Annotated in this window: 1 protein-coding gene; it reads left to right on the plus strand. The window is 69.2% G+C overall.

Annotated features, from left to right (window positions below):
* Positions 1-1,469: baseplate multidomain protein megatron (locus ROA7023_RS23495; protein ID WP_234992440.1), on the plus strand; the 1,469-nt coding region annotated here is incomplete at both ends.

Genomic DNA, 1,469 nt, shown 5'->3' on the forward strand with positions numbered 1-1,469 from the left:
AAGATGGGCGCGGCCAACACCCCCGCCTATCGCGGCACCGCCTATGTGGTCTTCGAGGAACTGGCGCTCTCGACCTACGGCAACCGCCTGCCGCAGCTCTCCTTCGAGGTGTTCCGCCCGCTGGCCGATCCCGACACCGCCGAGGGGCTGACCCGCGCCGTCACCATGATCCCCGCCTCGGGCGAGTTCACGTACGCGACGCAGGCGATCCGCAAGACCGATGGCGGCACGACGGTGCCCGAGAACCTGAACGCGCTGGCCGACTCCACCGACATGGTGGAGTCGCTGGACCGGCTGCAGGCGATGGCCCCGGCGGTCGAGAGCGTCAGCCTCGTCGTGGCGTGGTTCGGCGACGATCTGCGCGCGGGCTCCTGCAAGGTGCGGCCGGGCGTCGAGGTGTCGGCCAAGTCGACCACGCCCGCCAGCTGGTCGGTGAATGGAGTGAGTCGCGCCAGCGCCTTCCTGGTCAGCCGGGATGCAGAGGACCGTCCCGTCTATGGCGGCACGCCGTCCGACTTCGCCGTGGTGCAGGCGATCCAGGAAATGAAGGCGCGCGGGCTGCGCGTGACCTTCTACCCGTTCATCCTGATGGACGTGCCGCCGGACAACACCCTTCCAAACCCCTACAGCGACAACGCCGCCGAGACGGGGCAGCCCGTATTCCCATGGCGGGGGCGGATCACCTGTTCCCCTGCGGCGGGTTTTGCAGGGACGGTGGACAAGACCGCCATGGCCGCCACGCAGGTCGCGGCGCTGTTCGGCACGGCCACGCCCGCGAGCTTCAACGTCTCGGGTCAGACGGTTTCGTGGATTGGGCCTGCGGGCGACTGGGGCCTGCGCCGCATGGTGCTGCACTACGCCCATCTCTGCGCGGCGGCGGGCGGGGTCGACGCCTTCCTGATCGGCACCGAGATGCCGGGGCTCACGACGATCCGCTCGGGCGCGGCCACCTATCCGGCCGTGCAGGCATATCGGGACCTGCTAGGGGATGTGCGCTCGATCCTCGGGTCGGGTGTGAGCCTCGGCTATGCTGCCGACTGGTCGGAATACTTCGGACACCAGCCAGGCGACGGCAGCGGCGACGTGTTCTTCCACCTCGATCCGCTCTGGGCCGATCCGGAGATCGATTTCGTCGGGATCGACAACTACATGCCGCTGTCGGACTGGCGCGACGGGTTCGAGCATGCGGACGCGGCCGAGGGCTGGCCCGCGATCTACGACCGCGCCTACCTGCAGGGAAACATCGCGGGCGGCGAGGGCTTCGACTGGTTCTATGCCAGCGCGGCGGATCGCTCGGCGCAGGTACGGACCCCCATCACGGACGGTGCCGCCGCCAAGCCATGGGTGTTCCGCTACAAGGATCCGCGCGCCTGGTGGTCGAACGCGCATTACGACCGCCCCGGTGGGGTGGAGAGCGGGACGCCGACGGCATGGGCGCCGCAGTCGAAGCCGATCTGGTTCACCGAGCT

This window comes from Roseisalinus antarcticus (assembly GCF_900172355.1).
In the GTDB taxonomy this organism is placed as follows: Bacteria; Pseudomonadota; Alphaproteobacteria; order Rhodobacterales; family Rhodobacteraceae; genus Oceanicola; species Oceanicola antarcticus_A.